The 15505-nt window shown below is 67.1% G+C and carries 19 protein-coding genes; 3 read left to right on the top strand and 16 right to left on the bottom strand.

Annotation, left to right across the window (positions count from 1 at the left end):
* Positions 1–2: 2 nt before the first annotated feature.
* Positions 3–989 carry a glycerophosphodiester phosphodiesterase family protein gene (locus tag BEP68_RS11810; protein WP_187250069.1) on the bottom strand — a complete coding sequence of 329 codons (987 nt, stop codon included), beginning with the start codon at positions 987–989 and terminating at the stop codon, positions 3–5.
* Positions 990–1076: 87 nt separating this feature from the next.
* Here BEP68_RS11810 and BEP68_RS11805 point away from each other — a divergent pair, with 87 nt between their 5' ends.
* Positions 1077–2003, top strand: a complete 927-nt coding sequence (locus tag BEP68_RS11805) for a Bax inhibitor-1/YccA family protein (RefSeq protein ID WP_053098988.1) — start codon at positions 1077–1079, stop codon at positions 2001–2003.
* Positions 2004–2162: 159 nt separating this feature from the next.
* Entirely contained in the window at positions 2163–2435 is a 273-nt protein-coding gene (locus BEP68_RS11800; protein WP_053098987.1) for a GlsB/YeaQ/YmgE family stress response membrane protein, read from the top strand.
* 77 nt (positions 2436–2512) lie between these two features.
* On the opposite strand, the gene BEP68_RS11795 is transcribed toward BEP68_RS11800, so the two are convergent.
* The 12 genes from BEP68_RS11795 to BEP68_RS11745 all read right to left on the bottom strand — a co-directional run bounded on the left by BEP68_RS11795 (position 2513) and on the right by BEP68_RS11745 (position 13720).
* Positions 2513–3802, bottom strand: a complete 1290-nt coding sequence (locus BEP68_RS11795) for an RNA polymerase sigma factor (RefSeq protein WP_187250068.1) — start codon at positions 3800–3802, stop codon at positions 2513–2515.
* Between the two features lies 1 nt (position 3803).
* Positions 3804–4232, bottom strand: a complete 429-nt coding sequence (locus BEP68_RS11790) for a YciI family protein (RefSeq protein ID WP_053098985.1) — start codon at positions 4230–4232, stop codon at positions 3804–3806.
* A gap of 113 nt (positions 4233–4345) precedes the next feature.
* Positions 4346–5284: an L-lactate dehydrogenase gene (locus tag BEP68_RS11785; protein WP_053098984.1), complete on the bottom strand. Its 939-nt coding sequence runs from the start codon at positions 5282–5284 to the stop codon at positions 4346–4348.
* An 81-nt stretch (positions 5285–5365) separates the two neighbouring features.
* Positions 5366–6952, bottom strand: coding sequence for a glutamine-hydrolyzing GMP synthase (guaA, locus tag BEP68_RS11780; protein WP_072590861.1), 1587 nt, complete (start codon positions 6950–6952; stop codon positions 5366–5368).
* Positions 6949–7419 (bottom strand): DUF3817 domain-containing protein, encoded by a 471-nt coding sequence (locus BEP68_RS11775; RefSeq protein ID WP_187250067.1) that lies wholly within the window; start codon positions 7417–7419, stop codon positions 6949–6951. Before BEP68_RS11775 ends, guaA begins: the two co-directional genes overlap by 4 nt.
* A 40-nt stretch (positions 7420–7459) precedes the next feature.
* Complete coding sequence (locus tag BEP68_RS11770) at positions 7460–8167, bottom strand: class I mannose-6-phosphate isomerase (RefSeq protein WP_261987828.1); 708 nt, start codon at positions 8165–8167, stop codon at positions 7460–7462.
* Entirely contained in the window at positions 8164–8436 is a 273-nt protein-coding gene (locus tag BEP68_RS18220; protein ID WP_261987827.1) for a hypothetical protein, read from the bottom strand. The genes BEP68_RS11770 and BEP68_RS18220 overlap by 4 nt, the downstream gene beginning before the upstream one ends.
* On the bottom strand, positions 8433–9629 hold the full coding sequence (locus tag BEP68_RS11765) for an ADP-dependent glucokinase/phosphofructokinase (RefSeq protein ID WP_187250066.1): 1197 nt from the start codon (positions 9627–9629) through the stop codon (positions 8433–8435). Before BEP68_RS11765 ends, BEP68_RS18220 begins: the two co-directional genes overlap by 4 nt.
* 30 nt (positions 9630–9659) lie before the next feature.
* Positions 9660–10523: a ketose-bisphosphate aldolase gene (locus tag BEP68_RS11760; protein ID WP_053098979.1), complete on the bottom strand. Its 864-nt coding sequence runs from the start codon at positions 10521–10523 to the stop codon at positions 9660–9662.
* Positions 10524–10569: 46 nt separating this feature from the next.
* Positions 10570–11415: a carbohydrate ABC transporter permease gene (locus tag BEP68_RS11755; RefSeq protein ID WP_053098978.1), complete on the bottom strand. Its 846-nt coding sequence runs from the start codon at positions 11413–11415 to the stop codon at positions 10570–10572.
* A 2-nt stretch (positions 11416–11417) separates the two neighbouring features.
* Positions 11418–12341: a carbohydrate ABC transporter permease gene (locus BEP68_RS11750; protein ID WP_053098977.1), complete on the bottom strand. Its 924-nt coding sequence runs from the start codon at positions 12339–12341 to the stop codon at positions 11418–11420.
* Between the two features lie 83 nt (positions 12342–12424).
* A complete protein-coding gene (locus BEP68_RS11745) occupies positions 12425–13720 on the bottom strand; it encodes an ABC transporter substrate-binding protein (protein ID WP_056277298.1) in 1296 nt (431 codons plus the stop codon).
* A 249-nt stretch (positions 13721–13969) separates the two neighbouring features.
* Here BEP68_RS11745 and BEP68_RS11740 point away from each other — a divergent pair, with 249 nt between their 5' ends.
* On the top strand, positions 13970–14776 hold the full coding sequence (locus tag BEP68_RS11740; protein WP_053098975.1) for a DeoR/GlpR family DNA-binding transcription regulator: 807 nt from the start codon (positions 13970–13972) through the stop codon (positions 14774–14776).
* Between the two features lie 9 nt (positions 14777–14785).
* On the opposite strand, the gene BEP68_RS11735 is transcribed toward BEP68_RS11740, so the two are convergent.
* The 3 genes from BEP68_RS11735 to BEP68_RS11725 are packed head-to-tail and all read right to left on the bottom strand — an operon-like array spanning position 14786 to position 15479.
* Entirely contained in the window at positions 14786–15136 is a 351-nt protein-coding gene (locus BEP68_RS11735) for a DUF2510 domain-containing protein (RefSeq protein WP_187250065.1), read from the bottom strand.
* Positions 15133–15273, bottom strand: a complete 141-nt coding sequence (locus BEP68_RS11730) for a hypothetical protein (RefSeq protein WP_187250064.1) — start codon at positions 15271–15273, stop codon at positions 15133–15135. Before BEP68_RS11730 ends, BEP68_RS11735 begins: the two co-directional genes overlap by 4 nt.
* Positions 15270–15479 (bottom strand): WXG100 family type VII secretion target, encoded by a 210-nt coding sequence (locus tag BEP68_RS11725; protein ID WP_187250063.1) that lies wholly within the window; start codon positions 15477–15479, stop codon positions 15270–15272. The genes BEP68_RS11730 and BEP68_RS11725 overlap by 4 nt, the downstream gene beginning before the upstream one ends.
* Between the last annotated feature and the right edge of the window lie 26 nt (positions 15480–15505).

The following is a 15505-nucleotide window of genomic DNA, read 5'->3' as shown; positions in this document are numbered from 1 at the left end:
GGTCAGCCGCGAAAGAAACCGACCCCGAGGTCGGGGTGATCGACGAAGACCCCGTCGACTCCCGTGCGAGCGATGACGCCCCATTCGGCCTCGTAGTCCCCGTAGGCGCTCTTGCCTCCGTGGCCGCGGAACTCCGCCGAGAGGAAGGCGTTCTCCGGCCGACAGGTCCATGTGAAGACCGTGAGCCCGCGCGCGTGCGCATCGGAGACGATCGAGTTGCCTGCGGCGAGCAGCATGCGCTTGTCGACGCTGATTCCGTCGACCCGGCCGACGAGCGCATCGAGTCCCTGCGGGGTGACGGTGGCCGCATACGTGGGCGCCTGCGTGCCCTGAGCGACGACCAGATCGTACGCGCGTCCCGACGCCTCGATCAGGTAGACATACGACGCCCCGATGCCTCGGGCCCTCAGCTGTCCGAGGATCGTCGACTCGAAGGACTCCACGATCAGCGGCAGCTCGCCCTCGGCCCACCCCGCCGCACGCAGGTCGCGTTCGATCAGCGGCGCGAGGTCGAGGCCGATGCTCGCGAAGTATGTGGCGTGCTTGACCTCGAGCACCACGCCGATCTCGCGTCCGTACTCGACCGAGCCGGCCCGGACGATGTCGAGCACGTCGGTCAACCGCAGGATCGCCTGCGAACCGTCGAAGCTCGCGCTCGACACGCGCACCTTCGGAAGGCGCTCCCGGCTGCGCAACGTCGTGAGCTCATCCCAGGTGAAGTCCTCGGTGAACCAGCCGGTGAGGGCCTCGCCGTCGACGCGCTTGGTCGTCTTCCGGTCGGCGAACTCCCGGTGCTCGGCCACATCCGTGGTGCCGGAGATCTCGTTCTCGTGCCGCACGATGAGCACGCCGTCCTTCGTGGCGACGACGTCGGGTTCGACCGCATCGACTCCCATCGCGAGGGCGAGCTCGTATGACGAGCGACTGTGTTCCGGACGATAGCCGGGCGCACCGCGATGCCCGATCACGAGAGGCGATTTCCTGGGCACGCTCTCAGCGTAGAACACCCTGATGACCTGCCCTTCCGGGTATCGTGGAGGAAAGCGACCTACAACCCACTTTGGAGTGAGGCCCACATGAGCAACTTCGCCTTCAACAACCCGGCGTTCCAGCAGCAGGATCCGCGCAACGTCGCGACCTACCCGGGTGCCCCGCAGGGAGCGCAGGGGGCGCAAGCCGCGTCGTTCCAGCACGGCACCATGGACGCCGCGGCGAACGCGCAGCTGGAGGGCATGTACGCGGCTCCCCCGGCCGGCGCGATCGAGACCGACCGCATGTCCGTCGAGGACACCGTCTGGAAGACCGCCGGACTCTTCGCCATCCTGCTCGTCACCGCCGCCGTCGGCTGGTTCCTGACTCTGGGCGGCGTCGCCGCTCCCGAGCTGAACCCCTACAACCGCTTCGAGCCGAACCTCATGCCGTGGATCGTCGGCGCACTCGGCGGCTTCGTGCTCGCGATGGTCATCACGTTCACCTCGCGCAAGAAGGTCCGCCCCGCGCTGATCTTCGCCTACGCCGCATTCGAGGGCCTCTTCGTCGGCGGCATCTCGGCGTTCTTCGAGGTCATGTGGCCCGGCATCGTCGTGCAGGCCACGCTCGCCACGGTCTCGGTCGTCGGCGTGACCCTCGCTCTCTTCGCCAGCGGCAAGATTCGCGCGTCGAAGAAGGCCACCAAGATCTTCATGATCGCCATGGTCGGCTACCTCGTGTTCTCGCTGCTGAACCTCGTGCTCATGTGGACCGGCGTCCTCCCCCAGGGTCAGGCGTTCGGCCTCTACAGCCAGCCCATCTTCGGCATCCCGCTCGGTCTGATCATCGGCGTCCTGGTCGTCATCATGGCGGCCTACTCGCTGGTCCTCGACTTCGACCAGATCCAGCAGGGCGTGCGCAACGGCGCTCCCCGCAAGTACGGCTGGCTCGGCGCCTTCGGCATCATGGTCACGGTCGTCTGGCTCTACGTCGAGATCCTGCGCATCATCGCGATCGTCCGCGGCAACAACTGACCGCGAACCGCCCCACTCAGAGGCCCGTCCCTTCGGGGGCGGGCCTCTTGGCATATCCGAGGCCTCCAGCGCAAGGGGTTGGCTGATAATCAGCTGAGAGGGCACAGTGGATCACACGAGCCCTGGCACCCCAGGGCTCACGAAACAAAGGAGCTGAACATGAGCTTTCTCGGATTCCTTCTTCTCGGCCTCATCGCCGGAGCCATCGCGAAGCTGATCCTTCCCGGCAAGCAGGGTGGCGGATGGTTCATCACCCTCCTGCTCGGCGTCGTCGGCGCCCTCCTCGGCGGCTGGCTCGGAAGCCTGATCCTGAACCGTCCTCTCACGGAGTTCTGGGACCTGGGCACGTGGCTCCTCGCCATCGGCGGCTCGATCATCGTGCTGCTGATCTACGGCCTGATCGTCAACCGCGGCAGCAAGGCCCGCAGCTGACCTCATAGCAACACAGGAAACCGCCCTCTTCCCCAGCGACGCTGGTGGAGAGGGCGGTTTCTCTGTGTGCCGTCTGGTCAGCGCGCGTCGGCCTTGGCCTGCAGCAGCGCCCGCTCCCTGTCGTTGCCTGCGAGCGCTGCGGCGACGGCGAACTCGCTGCGCGCCTCCTCCGCGCGACCGAGTCGCAGCAGCAGTTCCCCCCGCGTCGCGGGCAGCAGGTGGTAACCGGCCAGCGCACCCGAGGCGCCGAGCCGGTCGATGATCTGCAGAGCGGATGCCGGGCCCGTCGCCATCGCGACGGCAGCCGCCCGGTTGAGCTCCACGACCGGCGAGGGAGCGATCCGACCGAGCGCCTCGTACAGGAGCACGATCCGCTCCCAGTCGGTGTCGTCGACGGACGCGGCTGTCGCATGGCATTCCGCGATCCCCGCCTGAAGGCCGTAGGGGCCGCGACCCGAGCCGAGTGCGTCAGCGGCCGCGAGCGCAGCACGTCCCCGCGCGATGCGGCTGCGATCCCAGCGACGACGGTCCTGGTCGGACAGGAGCACCGGTTCGCCGTGGGCATCGATCCGGGCGGGGAACCGCGCGGCGGTGAGCTCCATCAGGGCCAGCAGGCTGTGCACGTCGCGCTCGCGCGGCATCAGCGCGGCCAGCACCCGCGTGAGTCTGATCGCCTCGAGACTCAGCTCGGGGCGCATCCAGTCGGGACCGCTGCTCGCGGCGTGCCCCTCGTTGAAGATCAGGTAGAGCACGCCCAGGATCGCTCCCAGGCGCTCTGCGTGCTCCTCCCGTGGTGGCATCTCGAACGGGACCTGCGCCGCACCGAGAGTCTTCTTGGCCCGCACGATGCGCTGCTGCACGGTCGCCGTCGGCACGAGGAACGCCCGGGCGATCTCCTCGCTCGACAGGCCGCCCACCACGCGGAGGGTGAGCGCCACCTGCGCCTCGCGCGAGAGCACCGGGTGGCACGAGATGAAGATCAGCCGCAGCACGTCGTCGTCGACCGCATCCGGGTCCCAGGGCGGCGCGTCTGCGGCATCCGCCTGCTCTCGCTCGAGGTCGTGGGCGAGCACGGCCATCCGGTCGTCGAGACGTTCGCGGCGCCGCCAGCCGTCGATCGCCTTGCGCTTCGCGACCGCCGTGAGCCAGGCGGCGCCGTTGCGCGGAACGCCCTCGACCGGCCACTGCCGCAGGGCATCGAGCAGCGCCTCCTGCGCGAGGTCCTCGGCGAGGCCGAAGTCGCCGACCACACGCGTCAGGGTCGCGACGATCTTCGCCGACTCGATGCGCCACACGGCGGCGACGGCCCGCCGCACGCCCTCGTCGGGTGCGTGGCGGACCGTCTCGCGGCGTGCGGAGTCGGTCATCTCACTGCTGGGCGCGACGCGCCTCTTCCTCTTCGCGCCAGCCCTTCTCCTTCTCGATCCACTCGTTGTCGGCCGGGAAGTCGGACTCGTCGGTCACACGCCGCACCTCGAGGAACGACCCCTTGCCGAGGGGAGCCCTGCTCGCCCACTCCGCCGCCTCTTCACGACTGGAGACCTCGAGGATCCAGAAGCCGTTGAACAGCTCCTTCGTCTCTCCGTAGGGGCCGTCGGTGATGAGAGGCTTCTCGGCGCTGAAGTCGACGACGAATCCCTCCGCCGCGTCGCTGAGGCCCTCGCCCGCAGCCAGCACGCCGGCCTTGATCATCGACTCGTTGTACTTGCCCATCGCCTCGATGACCTGCTCGAACGGCATCTCCTTGTACGCCTCGACCGCTTCGTCGTTCGAGCGCATGATCAGCATGTACTTCATGGTGTTCTCCTCGGTGGTGGGGCCGCCTGTCGACCCTCTCATTGAAGACGTCGAACGAAGGTGCCGCAGATCGACATCTCCGCGAAAAAACTCTGGGATTCTCCGGTGGCCGTTCAGTCGAGCTCGTCGACCGCAGCCCGGATCGCGTCGGCCGAGGCCCGCAGCAGTGCGAGTTCGTGCTCGCTCATGGGCGTCTCGGCCAACGGCACGGCCCCGGCAGCGCCCACCACCGAGGGCACCGACAGCGCGACACCGCGAAGCCCGTATTCGCCGTCGAGCACCGTCGCGACCGGAAGCACCGCCCGCTCGTCGTGCAGCACTGCCTCGGCGATGCGGGCGCAGCTGACGCCGATCGCGAGATTCGTGGCTCCCTTGCCGCGGATGACGGCATAGGCCGCATCGCGCACCTCGACGGCGATGCGGTCGAGCTCGTCGACGGTGAACGGCTCATCGGCGGGCCAGTCGAGAATCGGCACCGAGCCGATGGTCGCGTTCGACCAGAGCGGGAACTCCGTGTCGCCGTGCTCGCCCACGATGTCGGCGTGCACGCTCGCGGTGCTCACATTCGCGCGATGCGCGAGCCGCCAGCGCAGACGCGACGTGTCGAGCACGGTTCCGGATCCGAAGACGCGATGCGGCGGCAGGCCCGAGACACGCTGGGCGACGACCGTCATCACATCGGCCGGATTCGTGACGATGATGAAGACGGCGTTCGGCGCGCGCTCGACGAGCTGGGGCATGAGCTTCTCGAGCAGACGAGCGTTGATGCCCGAGAGCTCCATGCGGGTCTGTCCCGGCTGCTGCTTCGCTCCGGCGGTGACGACGATCACGTCGCTGCCCTCGACGACGGCGAGGTCGGAGCCGCCGCTCACGGCCGCGGAGGTGAACTGCGTCCCGTGCGCGAGATCGAGCACCTCGGCATCCACCTTGTCGGTGGCGATGTCGTAGAGCGCGACCTCGGCCGCACTCCCCCGGATCAGCGCCGCATACGCGACGCTGACGCCCACACTGCCTGCACCGATCACCGTGATCTTCGTCCGCGCCTTGGTCATACGCTCATCCTGCCCGAAATAACGCGAACGGGCACGGACCGTGATGGTCCGTGCCCGTTCGAGATCAGGTGAGCGAGACGCTCACTCCCATTCGATGGTCCCCGGCGGCTTCGACGTCACGTCGAGCACGACGCGGTTGACGTCGCGCACGCCGTTGGTGATCCGGTTGGAGATCTTGGCCAGCACGTCATAGGGCAGGCGTGTCCAGTCGGCGGTCATGGCGTCTTCACTCGACACCGGACGCAGCACGATCGGGTGGCCGTAGGTGCGTCCGTCGCCCTGCACGCCGACCGAGCGGACGTCGGCGAGGAGAACGACCGGGCACTGCCAGATGTCCTGGTCGAGTCCGGCCTTGGTGAGCTCCTCGCGAGCGATGGCATCGGCCTCGCGGAGGATCTCGAGGCGGTCCTGCGTGACCTCGCCGATGATGCGGATTCCGAGGCCGGGGCCGGGGAACGGCTGGCGCCCGACGATGGCCTCGGGGATGCCGAGCTCGCGGCCGATCGCACGGACCTCGTCCTTGAACAGCGCGCGCAGCGGCTCGATGAGCTCGAAGTCGAGGTCATCGGGAAGTCCGCCGACGTTGTGGTGCGACTTGATGTTCGCGGTGCCTGCACCGCCGCCCGACTCGACGACGTCGGGGTAGAGCGTGCCCTGCACGAGGAACTTGACCGGGGCGCCGCCCGAGGCCTTCGCCTCGGCGACGAGGTCGAGCTGCACCTTCTCGAAAGCGCGGATGAACTCGCGCCCGATGATCTTGCGCTTCTCCTCGGGGTCGGTGACGCCCTTGAGGTGACCGAGGAAGACATCTGCCGCGTCGACCGTGATCAGACGCACGCCGGTCGACTCGACGTAGTCCTTCTCGACCTGCTCGCGCTCGCCCTTGCGGAGAAGGCCGTGGTCGACGAACACCGCGGTCAGCTGGTCGCCGATCGCCTTGTGCACGAGCGCGGTCGAGACCGCCGAGTCGACACCGCCGGAGAGGGCGGAGATGACGCGGGCGTCACCGACCTGCTCGCGGATGCGCTCGACCTGCTCGGCGATCACGTTGTCGCTGTTCCAGTCGGAGGCGAGCCCGGCTCCCTTGTGCAGGAAGTTCTCGAGCACCTGCTGTCCGTGGTCGGAGTGCTTGACCTCGGGATGCCACTGCACACCGTAGAAGCCGCGCTCCTCGTTCGCGAACGCCGCGACCTTCGTCGCGTCGGTCGTGGCGAGCACGTCGAACCCCTCGGGCGCCTTGGCGACCTGGTCGCCGTGGCTCATCCAGACGTTCTGCGCTGCCGGCTGGCCGCCGAGCAGCGTGCCGCCGTCGCCGGAGATGACGGCATCCGTCGCGCCGTACTCGCGAAGCCCGGTGTTCGCGACCTCGCCGCCGAGCGTCTGCGCCATGTACTGGAAGCCGTAGCAGATGCCCAGCGTGGGCACTCCGAGGTCGAACACGGCCGGGTCGAGGCGCGGGGCGCCCTCTTCGTAGACCGACGACGGACCACCCGAGAGGATGATGGCGACGGGGTTCTTCTCGGCGATCTCGGCGGCCGTGGCGGTGTGCGGCACGATCTCGCTGTAGACACCCGCCTCACGCACTCGGCGGGCGATCAGCTGCGCGTACTGCGCGCCGAAGTCGACGACGAGCGCGGGGCGCTGCTGGGTCTCGGACTGTTCGGTCACCGGACACCTTCCGTGGCAGGGGCGGGGGCCGCGGCGGCCTCCCGGGAAGCGAGGTAGGCCTTGACGTCGCGGGCGACGATGGCCTCCATGAAGAACGACAGCAGCGGGATGACACCGCCGAGCGCGAGCAGGATGAAGCGCAGGAACGGCCAGCGCATCAGGCTCCACATCCGGAAGCACGCGAAGAGGTAGACGACGTAGAACCAGCCGTGCGCGACGAGGATCGAGAGCGAGATGTTGAGTCCGTCGCCGGTCGATTCGAGGCCATCGGGTCCCTCGACCACGGGTGCGAACCACAGCAGACCGCCGGATCCCCCTGCGAAGAGCTCGAGTCGGATCGGCGTGTACTTCAGCACCATCTCGGCGACCAGCAGGAGCAGCATGACTCCGGTGATGATCGACGCGATCTGGTAGAACTTCAGCGCACCACGGATCGCCGGAAAGCTGGCGACTTTCGGTTCGGGCATGGCTCCAGTCTAGCCGGGGAGAGTCCGCGTCGATTCCGAGTCAGGGCGCGGGCGGGCGGGCCACGAGAAGCTCGCCCGCGCCCGTCGCCTCGAGCACCCCGGCCGCGTCCGGCACGAGCAGCGAGGAACCGATGCGGAGTCTCCGTCCGTCGATCTCGATGTCACCGCCGCTCACGATCACGATCGAGAAGCCGCGACCGACGACGGTCGAGCCGTCGACGGGGATCCGCTCGAGTCGGAAGTACTCGTCCGCGGCGGCTGGAAAGACAGAACCGGAGTCGGGGGCGGTTCCGATCAGCGCATCCAGGTCGACCGCCGAGCGCCCACGGGTGTTCACCGCGGCGAGCGCCAGCTCGAAGCCGAGGCCGAGATGCCCGGCCTCGGCACCGTCGATCGCGAAGCCGTCCCACTCGAGAAGGATCGACAGATCTTCGGGCTGCTGGAGTTCGAGCAGCAGGATGCCGGCGCCGATCGCGTGCAGTTCGCCCGGCGGCACCCAGACGACGTCGCCCGCAGCGACCTCCACCTCGTGCAGCAGACCGAGCAGTGCGTCCACGTCCTGCTGATCCACGAGGTCGGCGAGCGCCGCGGCATCGACGTCCTCCCGAAGTCCGACATGCACCGTGCCGCCCTGCAGCATATACCACGCCTCTGCCTTGCCGTGTGCTCGACCGAGATGCGTCGCTGCGAAGTCGTCGTGCGGGTGTGCATGCACCGGCAGTCGCTGCCCCGCGTCCAACAGCTTCACGAGCAGTCGCGTGTCCGCACCCCACCGTGCGACGTGGCATCGCCCAGCCAGGCCGTCGGATCGTGCTCGATCACGTCACGCAGCACGCGGCCGTCCGGGAGCGTGGTGAGCCCGAGCAGGGGCTCGCCGTTGACCGTGGTCGTCGAGCCGATCCAGTCCTCCGGCTCGCGGGGAGCGTCACTGGCTTCGCCGCGGAAGGCGCTGATGCGCGCACCGCCGCGGTAGAAGCGCTCGGCGGGCCGGTTGGACGGCAGCAGGATCGGGTTCACACGTTCTCCTTCGATCGCACGGCTCCGGCGAGGAAGCCGCCGACGAACGTGTCGCCGAGTCCGACGGTCGTCGGGGTGGCGATGTCGAGCGAGAATGCGGCGACCCCGGCGGAACCGGGCAGACCGGCCTCGACAGCGGCGACGAGCGCCTCCCCTCCCCCGTGGCGGGGCATCGCATCGGTGTCGTCGACGTCCGCGGCGGTCAGGGCGTCGCCCACGCGGTAGCGGGTGGCGGCGACGCGGACGGCGGAGTCGAGGGCGGCACCGTGCCGGGCGGCATCCGGTCCGATGGCGATCGCCCAGTAGCGGGTGTGTACGACGAGTGCCCGCGCGGGGATGATCGCGTGCACCGCGCGGAGGGCGCGGATGACGTCGTCGGTATCAAGGAGGTTCACCGCGCGTCCGAGGTACTCCTGCAGCTCATCCTCGTTCATGCCGTAGACATGGATCTGCGGCAGCAGATGGCGGCGCACGGTGTCGGCGAAATCGCGCGTGTAGAAGCCCGCGTCCTCGTAGTAGACGAGCGCGTCGTCGGGGAGGCTGCGCATCGCGCCCTGCACCTCGGCGAGCCGGAGCTCCAGCAGGTCGTGATCCTGCATCGTGTTGAATCCCGAGACGAGGAAGACGCCCGCGTCGGCCAGCGTCGTCGGCAGATCGGTGGCGAGCAGCATCGTCCGGTTCGGCGGATCGTTCGCGAAGATCAGCCGATTGGGCGCGGGCGACAGGACGTCGCCGTCCGTGAGGCGCACGTGCGCGCCGACCGGATACTGCACGATCAGATGCGGGTCGAGGGTGTCCTCGGTCGCCGAGCAGATGTAGGAGATCGTGTCCGGCAGCAGACGACGGACGTTGTCGTCGATGCTGACGAGGTGCTGCACGCTCGGGATGCCGAGGGCGTCGAGCACGAGCCCCGCTCGCACACCGGTGCCCCCGAGCGTGATCGCGTGCTCGAAGTGCGACACGAAGTCCTCGATCACCTCGGACGAGGCGACGAAACGCTCCGCCCCGGTCCCCGAGGCGACGAACGCGAGCACCGCCACCAGCAACGACCGTTCGTCGGTGATCGGCGCCGTGGTGGTGAGCTCGTGCCGCCGCACTCCGTGCGCGTGCGCCAGCCTGTCGAACACCGACGAATCCCACTTCAGCTCGTAGTCGACGGTGCCGCCGAGTCCGAGTACGAGAGTTCTGCCCACGTCGCCGATCATCCTTCCGAGATCCGGGGTTCAGTACAGCGACGCCTTGCCGTCCGCACCGAACAGCTCGATCTTCTCAGCAGCGGTGGCTTTCATCGCCTCGAGCGCCGCCGGCTGGATCGCGTTCGGCTCGCGCAGACGCTGATCGGTGCCGAGGATCTCGCGCATGCGGTTGTGGTACGAGACCTTGATGTCGCTCGAGATGTTGATCTTGTTCACACCCAGCTCGACGGCGCGGCGGAGTTCCGCATCCGGGTTCGAGGATCCGCCGTGCAGCACGAGCGGGATGCCGACCGCGGCCTTGATCTGCTCGAGCAGGTCGTGACGCAGCTCGGGGTTCTTGTCGCTCGGGTACAGGCCGTGCGACGTGCCGATCGCGATGGCGAGACTGTCGACGCCTGTCTCCTCGACGAAGCGCACCGCGTCTTCCGGGTTCGTGTAGATGATCTCGGCCGCTCCCGACTCGCCGTAGCTGTCGTTGGCGCCGATCGTGCCGAGTTCGCCCTCGACCTGGATGCCGACGGCATGCGCCGCGTCGACCACCTTGCGCGTGAGCGCGACGTTCTCGTCGAACGGCAGCAGCGATGCGTCGATCATGACCGAGGTGAAGCCGGCCTTGATGGCCGAGATGATCTCCTCGTAGCTTCCGCCGTGGTCCCAGTGGATCGCGACGGGCACGCTCGACCGGTGGGCGCGGGCGTGCATCGCGGGGATGAGGTCGGTGGTGATGTGCGACACCTCGTCGGGGTGGATCGCGATGATGACCGGAGCGGCCTTCTCCTCGCTGATGTCCATGATTCCGTTGAACATCGCCCAGTCGCTGATGTTGAACGCCGGGATGGCGAAGTTGTTGGCATTGGCGACATCGAGGATGGATTTGCCGGTGTAGAGCACGTGATTTCTCCTGTTTCGTGGTGGTCGTGGATCCGTCGGGACGACGTCAGCTCTTCACGGACCCCGCCGTGAGACCGCTGATGAAGTACCGCTGGAAGATGAGGAAGAGGATGAGGACCGGGATCGAGCCGAGCACGCTCATCGCCATGATCTGGTTCCACTCGTACGAGTGCTGCCCCATGAGCAGCTGGATGCCGATGGGCACCGTGCGCATGTCGATCGTGCGGGTGAGGGTGAGAGCGAAGAGGTACTCGTTCCACGCGATCATGAACGTGTAGATGCCGACGGACACGATCCCGGGGATCGAGATCGGCACGAGGATGCGCCACAGGGCGGTCATGGATCCGGCGCCGTCGACGCGGACGGCCTCGTCGAGCTCCTTGGGGAGGGTGTTGAAGTAGCCGGTCATCATGATGATCGCGTAGGGCAGCGTGAACACCATGTAGGTGAGGATCAGCCCGAGGTACGAGTTGTACAGCCCGAGCGCCACCATCAGACCGAAGTACGGGATCAGCAGGGTGATGGGTGGCACGGCCTGCACGCTGACGATGACGACGTTGAGGATGCGCTTGCCCCGGAAGTCGAACCGGCTGAACGCGTACGCCGCCTGGATCGCGACGAGGAGGGTGAGGATCGTGACGGAGCCCGCGACGACGTAGCTGTTGAAGAAGAACCGCATCGTCTCGGGGTTCGTGAAGATCGCGATGTAGGCGTCGAACGAGAACGTGTCGGTGACCAGACGAGGAGGCAGTTCGAAGATCTGCGTGTTCGACTTGAACGAGCTCGACAGCATCCACAGCACGGGCCCTGCGGCGAACACTGCTCCGAGGATGAGGCCGATCATGACCCCGGTCTTGGCGACGCGGCGCTGGTTCTGCACGGTGAGAGCCATGGTCAGTCCCTCGCTTTCTGGTGACGGACGTAGAAGACGGCGAGCACCATCGACATGAGCAGGACCAGCACGGCGGAGGTCGCCGCGAGCGAGAAGTCGTACTTCGCGAAGGCGAGCTTGTAGGTGAAGGTGCTGAGCACCTCGGTCACGTCGATCGGTCCGCCACCCGTGGTCATCCAGATGAGCGCGAACTGCTGCGACGTCCAGATCAGGTCGAGCAGCACGAGGCTGACGATGATGGGACGCAGCTGCGGGATGGTGACGTTCCAGAAGCGCTGCACGGCACCCGCGCCATCGACGGTGGCAGCCTCGTTCAGCTCATTCGGGATGCCCTGGAGGCCGGCCAGCAGGCTGACCATGAAGAAGGGGTATCCCGCCCAGATGTTGATGAAGATGATGGTGCCGAGCGCGAGCTGCGGCGATGCGAGCCATTCGATGTCGGTGTTGAGCAGGAAGTTCACCACACCGTTCGGGGCCAGGAGCATCCGCCACAGCACGGCGATCACGGCGACCGTGAACAGCCACGGCAGCACGTACAGGGCCCGGAAGAAGGACCGTGAGAACCGACCGAGCAGCGGGCTGTTGAGCATCATCGCGAAGGCGAGACCGAGCACCAGGTGCGCCACCACGCTCGTCACCGTGAAGAGGATGGTGTTGCCCGTCGCCTTCCAGAAGCGCGGATCCGACAGGATCTCGACGTAGTTGCCGATGCCGACGAACTCGGGCGACTTGTTCAGGATCACGTTGTCCTGGAACGAATAGCCGATCACCATGACGATCGGCACGATCATCAGCACGAACAGCAGGATGATGGTCGGCGAGAGGAAGGCGTACGACTCGGTCGTCTTGCGCAGCTGCCGTCGGCGACGCGACAGCGCGACTCCGGTGACGATCACCTCGGTGTCGTCGGACGTTCTCAGGCTCATGGGAAGCGTGGCTCCTTGGTTGGTCGGGTGCCGCATCGCATCGGGAGCGATGCGGCACCCCGTTCAATGCGGGTCGTGGGAGATCAGAACTCCGCGACCCACGCGTCCTGCGCCTTCTTGAGCGCGTCGTCGATCGACTGCTGACCGTCGAACGCCGACTGCAGCTGCTCGCCGAGCTGACGCATCAGCTCCTCCGCCACGGGGAGCCCGGTGAACTCGTTCGCCGGGTAGCCCGCCTGGTAGATCTCGAACGCCGTCTTGAACAGCTCATCGTCCTCGACGAATCCGGGGACCGACTTCGAGTTGCCGGGGAACGCGTTCGCCATCGTCGAGAGCTCCGAGTTGGTCTGCTCGCTCATGAGGAACTCGACCAGCTTGAATGCCGCCTCCTTGTGCTCCGAGTTCTCGGCGACGCCGATGCCCCAGGATGCGTAGGGGATGCCGCGCTCGCCGTCGTATCCGTCCTCGGCCGGCAGCGCCGAGATCGAGAACTTCAGATCGGGGTTCGTCTCGCGGATCAGGTTGATGTGCGCGAGCGAGTCGATCATCATGCCGACACGACCGTTGGTGAACTCCTCGACCTTGTCCTGCTCCTTCATCGTGAAGGAACCGGAGGCGATCGAGCCGTCATCCCACATGCCGCCGATGAAGTCGACCGCCGACGTCACGTCGTCGTTCGTCAGATCGGGCTGACCGTCTTCGAGCATCGAGCCCCCGGAGGCCCACACCCACGACATGACGTCGTTCTGCACGCCGTTCGGCGCTTCGAGGGAGAGCGGGAGCACCCAGCCCGACACGTCGCCGCCGAGCGCCGAGACCTTCGATGCCGCGTCGGCGAACTCCGTGCGCGTGGCCGGCGGGGCGGTGACTCCCGCATCCGCCAGCAGCGTGTCGTTGGTGAACATCGGGTAGACGAAGTTCACCACCGGGATCATGTACGTGCTGTCGTCGACCTGGATCTGGCTCGCCAGCTCGCTGTCGTCGTAGTCGTACTCCTCCATGAGTGCGGTGAGGTCTGCGATCACTCCCTGAGAGGCGAAGTCGTTGACCCACGCGCCGTCGAGGCCGACGACGTCCGGCATGGTGCCGGAGGCCGCTCCCGCGAACAGCTGCTCCTTGGTCGATGCGTACGGTCCGCTCACGAGCTTGACCGTGACGCCCGGGTTGGCGTCCTCGAATTCGTCGATGAGCGCCCGGAACTCACCGTCGGGGAGCTCGGGCTCCCACCACTGGGCGAACTCGATGGTGACGTCTCCTCCATCCCCTCCATCGGTTCCGCTGTCGCCTGCCGCGCACCCTGCCACGGCCAGGACTGTCACGGCTGCTGTCGCTGCGCCGGCGAGCTTCAGAATGCGTCGCCCTCGCCCCACTGTGATCATCACTTCTCCTCTTCGAGATCGTGCCGCATTCGCGCTTCAATGCTTGTTCATGCGGTTTTGAGCAATGTTATGCCGTAGTTTGCGAGATCGTCAAGCATTCTCTGCATCCATTTCGACTTGTAACTACAGATTTCACGACTGTACCCGCATTGTCACGGCGAAAACCAAGTTGGTCGCGTGGATACGTCGGATGCCGATCTCTGCCGAAGTCTGCCGGTTTATCTGCGCACCTGTGCTAGAGATGTCTGCATGGAAGCAACTCCGTCGCCCAAGCGTCGACTCCCCGCCGGCCGCAAAGCCGACCTCGCCGCCTACGTCGAACAGGTCGGCGAAGTGACCGTCGGAGGTCTCGCAGAGCACTTCCACGTCTCGATCGACACGATCCGTCGGGACCTCGATCAGCTCGACCGAGAGGGCGTCGTCATCCGCACCCACGGCGGAGCGGTCAGCGCCGAGGGGCAGCTCAAGGACCGAGCGCTCGACGTCCGTCTCCGGCTGCAGACGGAGGAGAAGGAGACGATCGCGCGTCTCGCGGCGGGACTCATCGACGACGGAGCGGTTGTGATGCTCAACGCCGGAACGACGACGCTGGCTCTCGCTCGGGCGCTTCGCAACCATCGCGACCTGACGATCGCCACGAACAACCTGCGGATCCCCGCGGAGATCTCGCCATCCGCCTTCCGCGACCTCTACGTGTTCGGCGGGGCCGTGCGGGCGATCACCCAGGCCACCACCGGACCCGTCGCGTTCATGATGACCCCGGGCGGCCCGGAAGTGGACATCCGCTGCGATCTGGCACTGATCGCCGTGGGCGCCATCGACGAGGCCGGGTTCTCGACGTCGAACATGGGGGACGCGAACATGATGGCCGAGATGATCCAGCGGGCCGAGCGCACCGCGATCCTTGCCGACTCGTCGAAGTTCGGCCGACGACTGTTCGCTCAGGTCACCACGCTCGACCGAGCCGACTACCTGGTGACGGATTCGTCTCCGGCCCCGGCCTTCGCCGCCGCTCTCGCGCAGGCAGAGGTCGAGGTCATCAGCCCCTCAGCCTGACCGCTCTCGTCATCGGGAGGCGACCGGGCCACCGGGGGTGGGGGAAACAGCCGCGATCAGGCGCGACCCGGTGATCGCGGCGGCGACGATCGCCGCCGTGCCGGCGACCGGCAGCAGGGCGAGCGCGAACGCCGCGCTCGCCCCGAAGGCGAACGAGAAGACCAGGAACGCCGCCCAGGCGACCACGCCGACTCCGACCCACATCCACTGCATCCTGGTCGTCTCTGTGCGAAGTGCCGTGGCCGTGATCGGTCGCCCGTGATGGATGACGTTCTCCGTCCATTGGCGACCGTCCCACCACCTCTGGGTGCGTCGATGGACGTCGTACCAGCCCGGCGCAACGGGTCCGCCGCCGCTCATGAGGCGAACGAGGGCTGGGGCCACGAGGGCAGGGCGGTGGACGAGAGAACCCCCGAGAGCACGGATGCGCGAGACTCCGAGTCGTCTCGTCCGATGACAGCGTCGATGCGGGCGGTCAGGTCGTCTGAGGGAGTCATGCGTCGAGACTGTCGGCATGGTCCGCTTGCCACTGGTCGTGCCGACTCTCGTAGGCGTCTGCAGCTTCGCCGTCCCAACCTGCGAGCATCACCTGCGAAGCGCTGTCGAGAGCGGCACCCTCGGCCCGCAGATCGGAAAGCGACCCGAGCAGGACATCGATCATGGTCTGGATCTGGTCGAAATCGACCTCGACTGCTACCCCCATGCCAGCACCATAACATCCGTCCTCCG

Source organism: Microbacterium sp. 4-7, from assembly GCF_014332665.1.
Lineage (GTDB): Bacteria > Actinomycetota > Actinomycetes > Actinomycetales > Microbacteriaceae > Microbacterium.
The sequence above is the reverse complement of the archived record's forward strand: the minus strand, read 5'-3'. Positions and strand labels throughout refer to the sequence as shown.

Bases quoted from the DNA above. Each gene is read 5' to 3' on its own strand.
- BEP68_RS11800 (WP_053098987.1), top strand. From the start codon at position 2,163: ATGAGCTTTCTCGGATTCCTTCTTCTCGGCCTCATCGCCGGAGCCATC.
- BEP68_RS11795 (WP_187250068.1), bottom strand. From the start codon at position 3,802: ATGACCGACTCCGCACGCCGCGAGACGGTCCGCCACGCACCCGACGAG.
- BEP68_RS11740 (WP_053098975.1), top strand. From the start codon at position 13,970: ATGGAAGCAACTCCGTCGCCCAAGCGTCGACTCCCCGCCGGCCGCAAA.
- BEP68_RS11730 (WP_187250064.1), bottom strand. From the start codon at position 15,273: ATGACTCCCTCAGACGACCTGACCGCCCGCATCGACGCTGTCATCGGA.
- BEP68_RS11775 (WP_187250067.1), bottom strand. From the start codon at position 7,419: ATGCCCGAACCGAAAGTCGCCAGCTTTCCGGCGATCCGTGGTGCGCTG.
- BEP68_RS11725 (WP_187250063.1), bottom strand. From the start codon at position 15,479: ATGGGGGTAGCAGTCGAGGTCGATTTCGACCAGATCCAGACCATGATC.
- BEP68_RS11785 (WP_053098984.1), bottom strand. From the start codon at position 5,284: ATGACCAAGGCGCGGACGAAGATCACGGTGATCGGTGCAGGCAGTGTG.
- BEP68_RS11735 (WP_187250065.1), bottom strand. From the start codon at position 15,136: ATGAGCGGCGGCGGACCCGTTGCGCCGGGCTGGTACGACGTCCATCGA.
- BEP68_RS11750 (WP_053098977.1), bottom strand. From the start codon at position 12,341: ATGAGCCTGAGAACGTCCGACGACACCGAGGTGATCGTCACCGGAGTC.
- BEP68_RS11745 (WP_056277298.1), bottom strand. From the start codon at position 13,720: ATGATCACAGTGGGGCGAGGGCGACGCATTCTGAAGCTCGCCGGCGCA.
- BEP68_RS11755 (WP_053098978.1), bottom strand. From the start codon at position 11,415: ATGGCTCTCACCGTGCAGAACCAGCGCCGCGTCGCCAAGACCGGGGTC.
- BEP68_RS11790 (WP_053098985.1), bottom strand. From the start codon at position 4,232: ATGAAGTACATGCTGATCATGCGCTCGAACGACGAAGCGGTCGAGGCG.
- BEP68_RS11805 (WP_053098988.1), top strand. From the start codon at position 1,077: ATGAGCAACTTCGCCTTCAACAACCCGGCGTTCCAGCAGCAGGATCCG.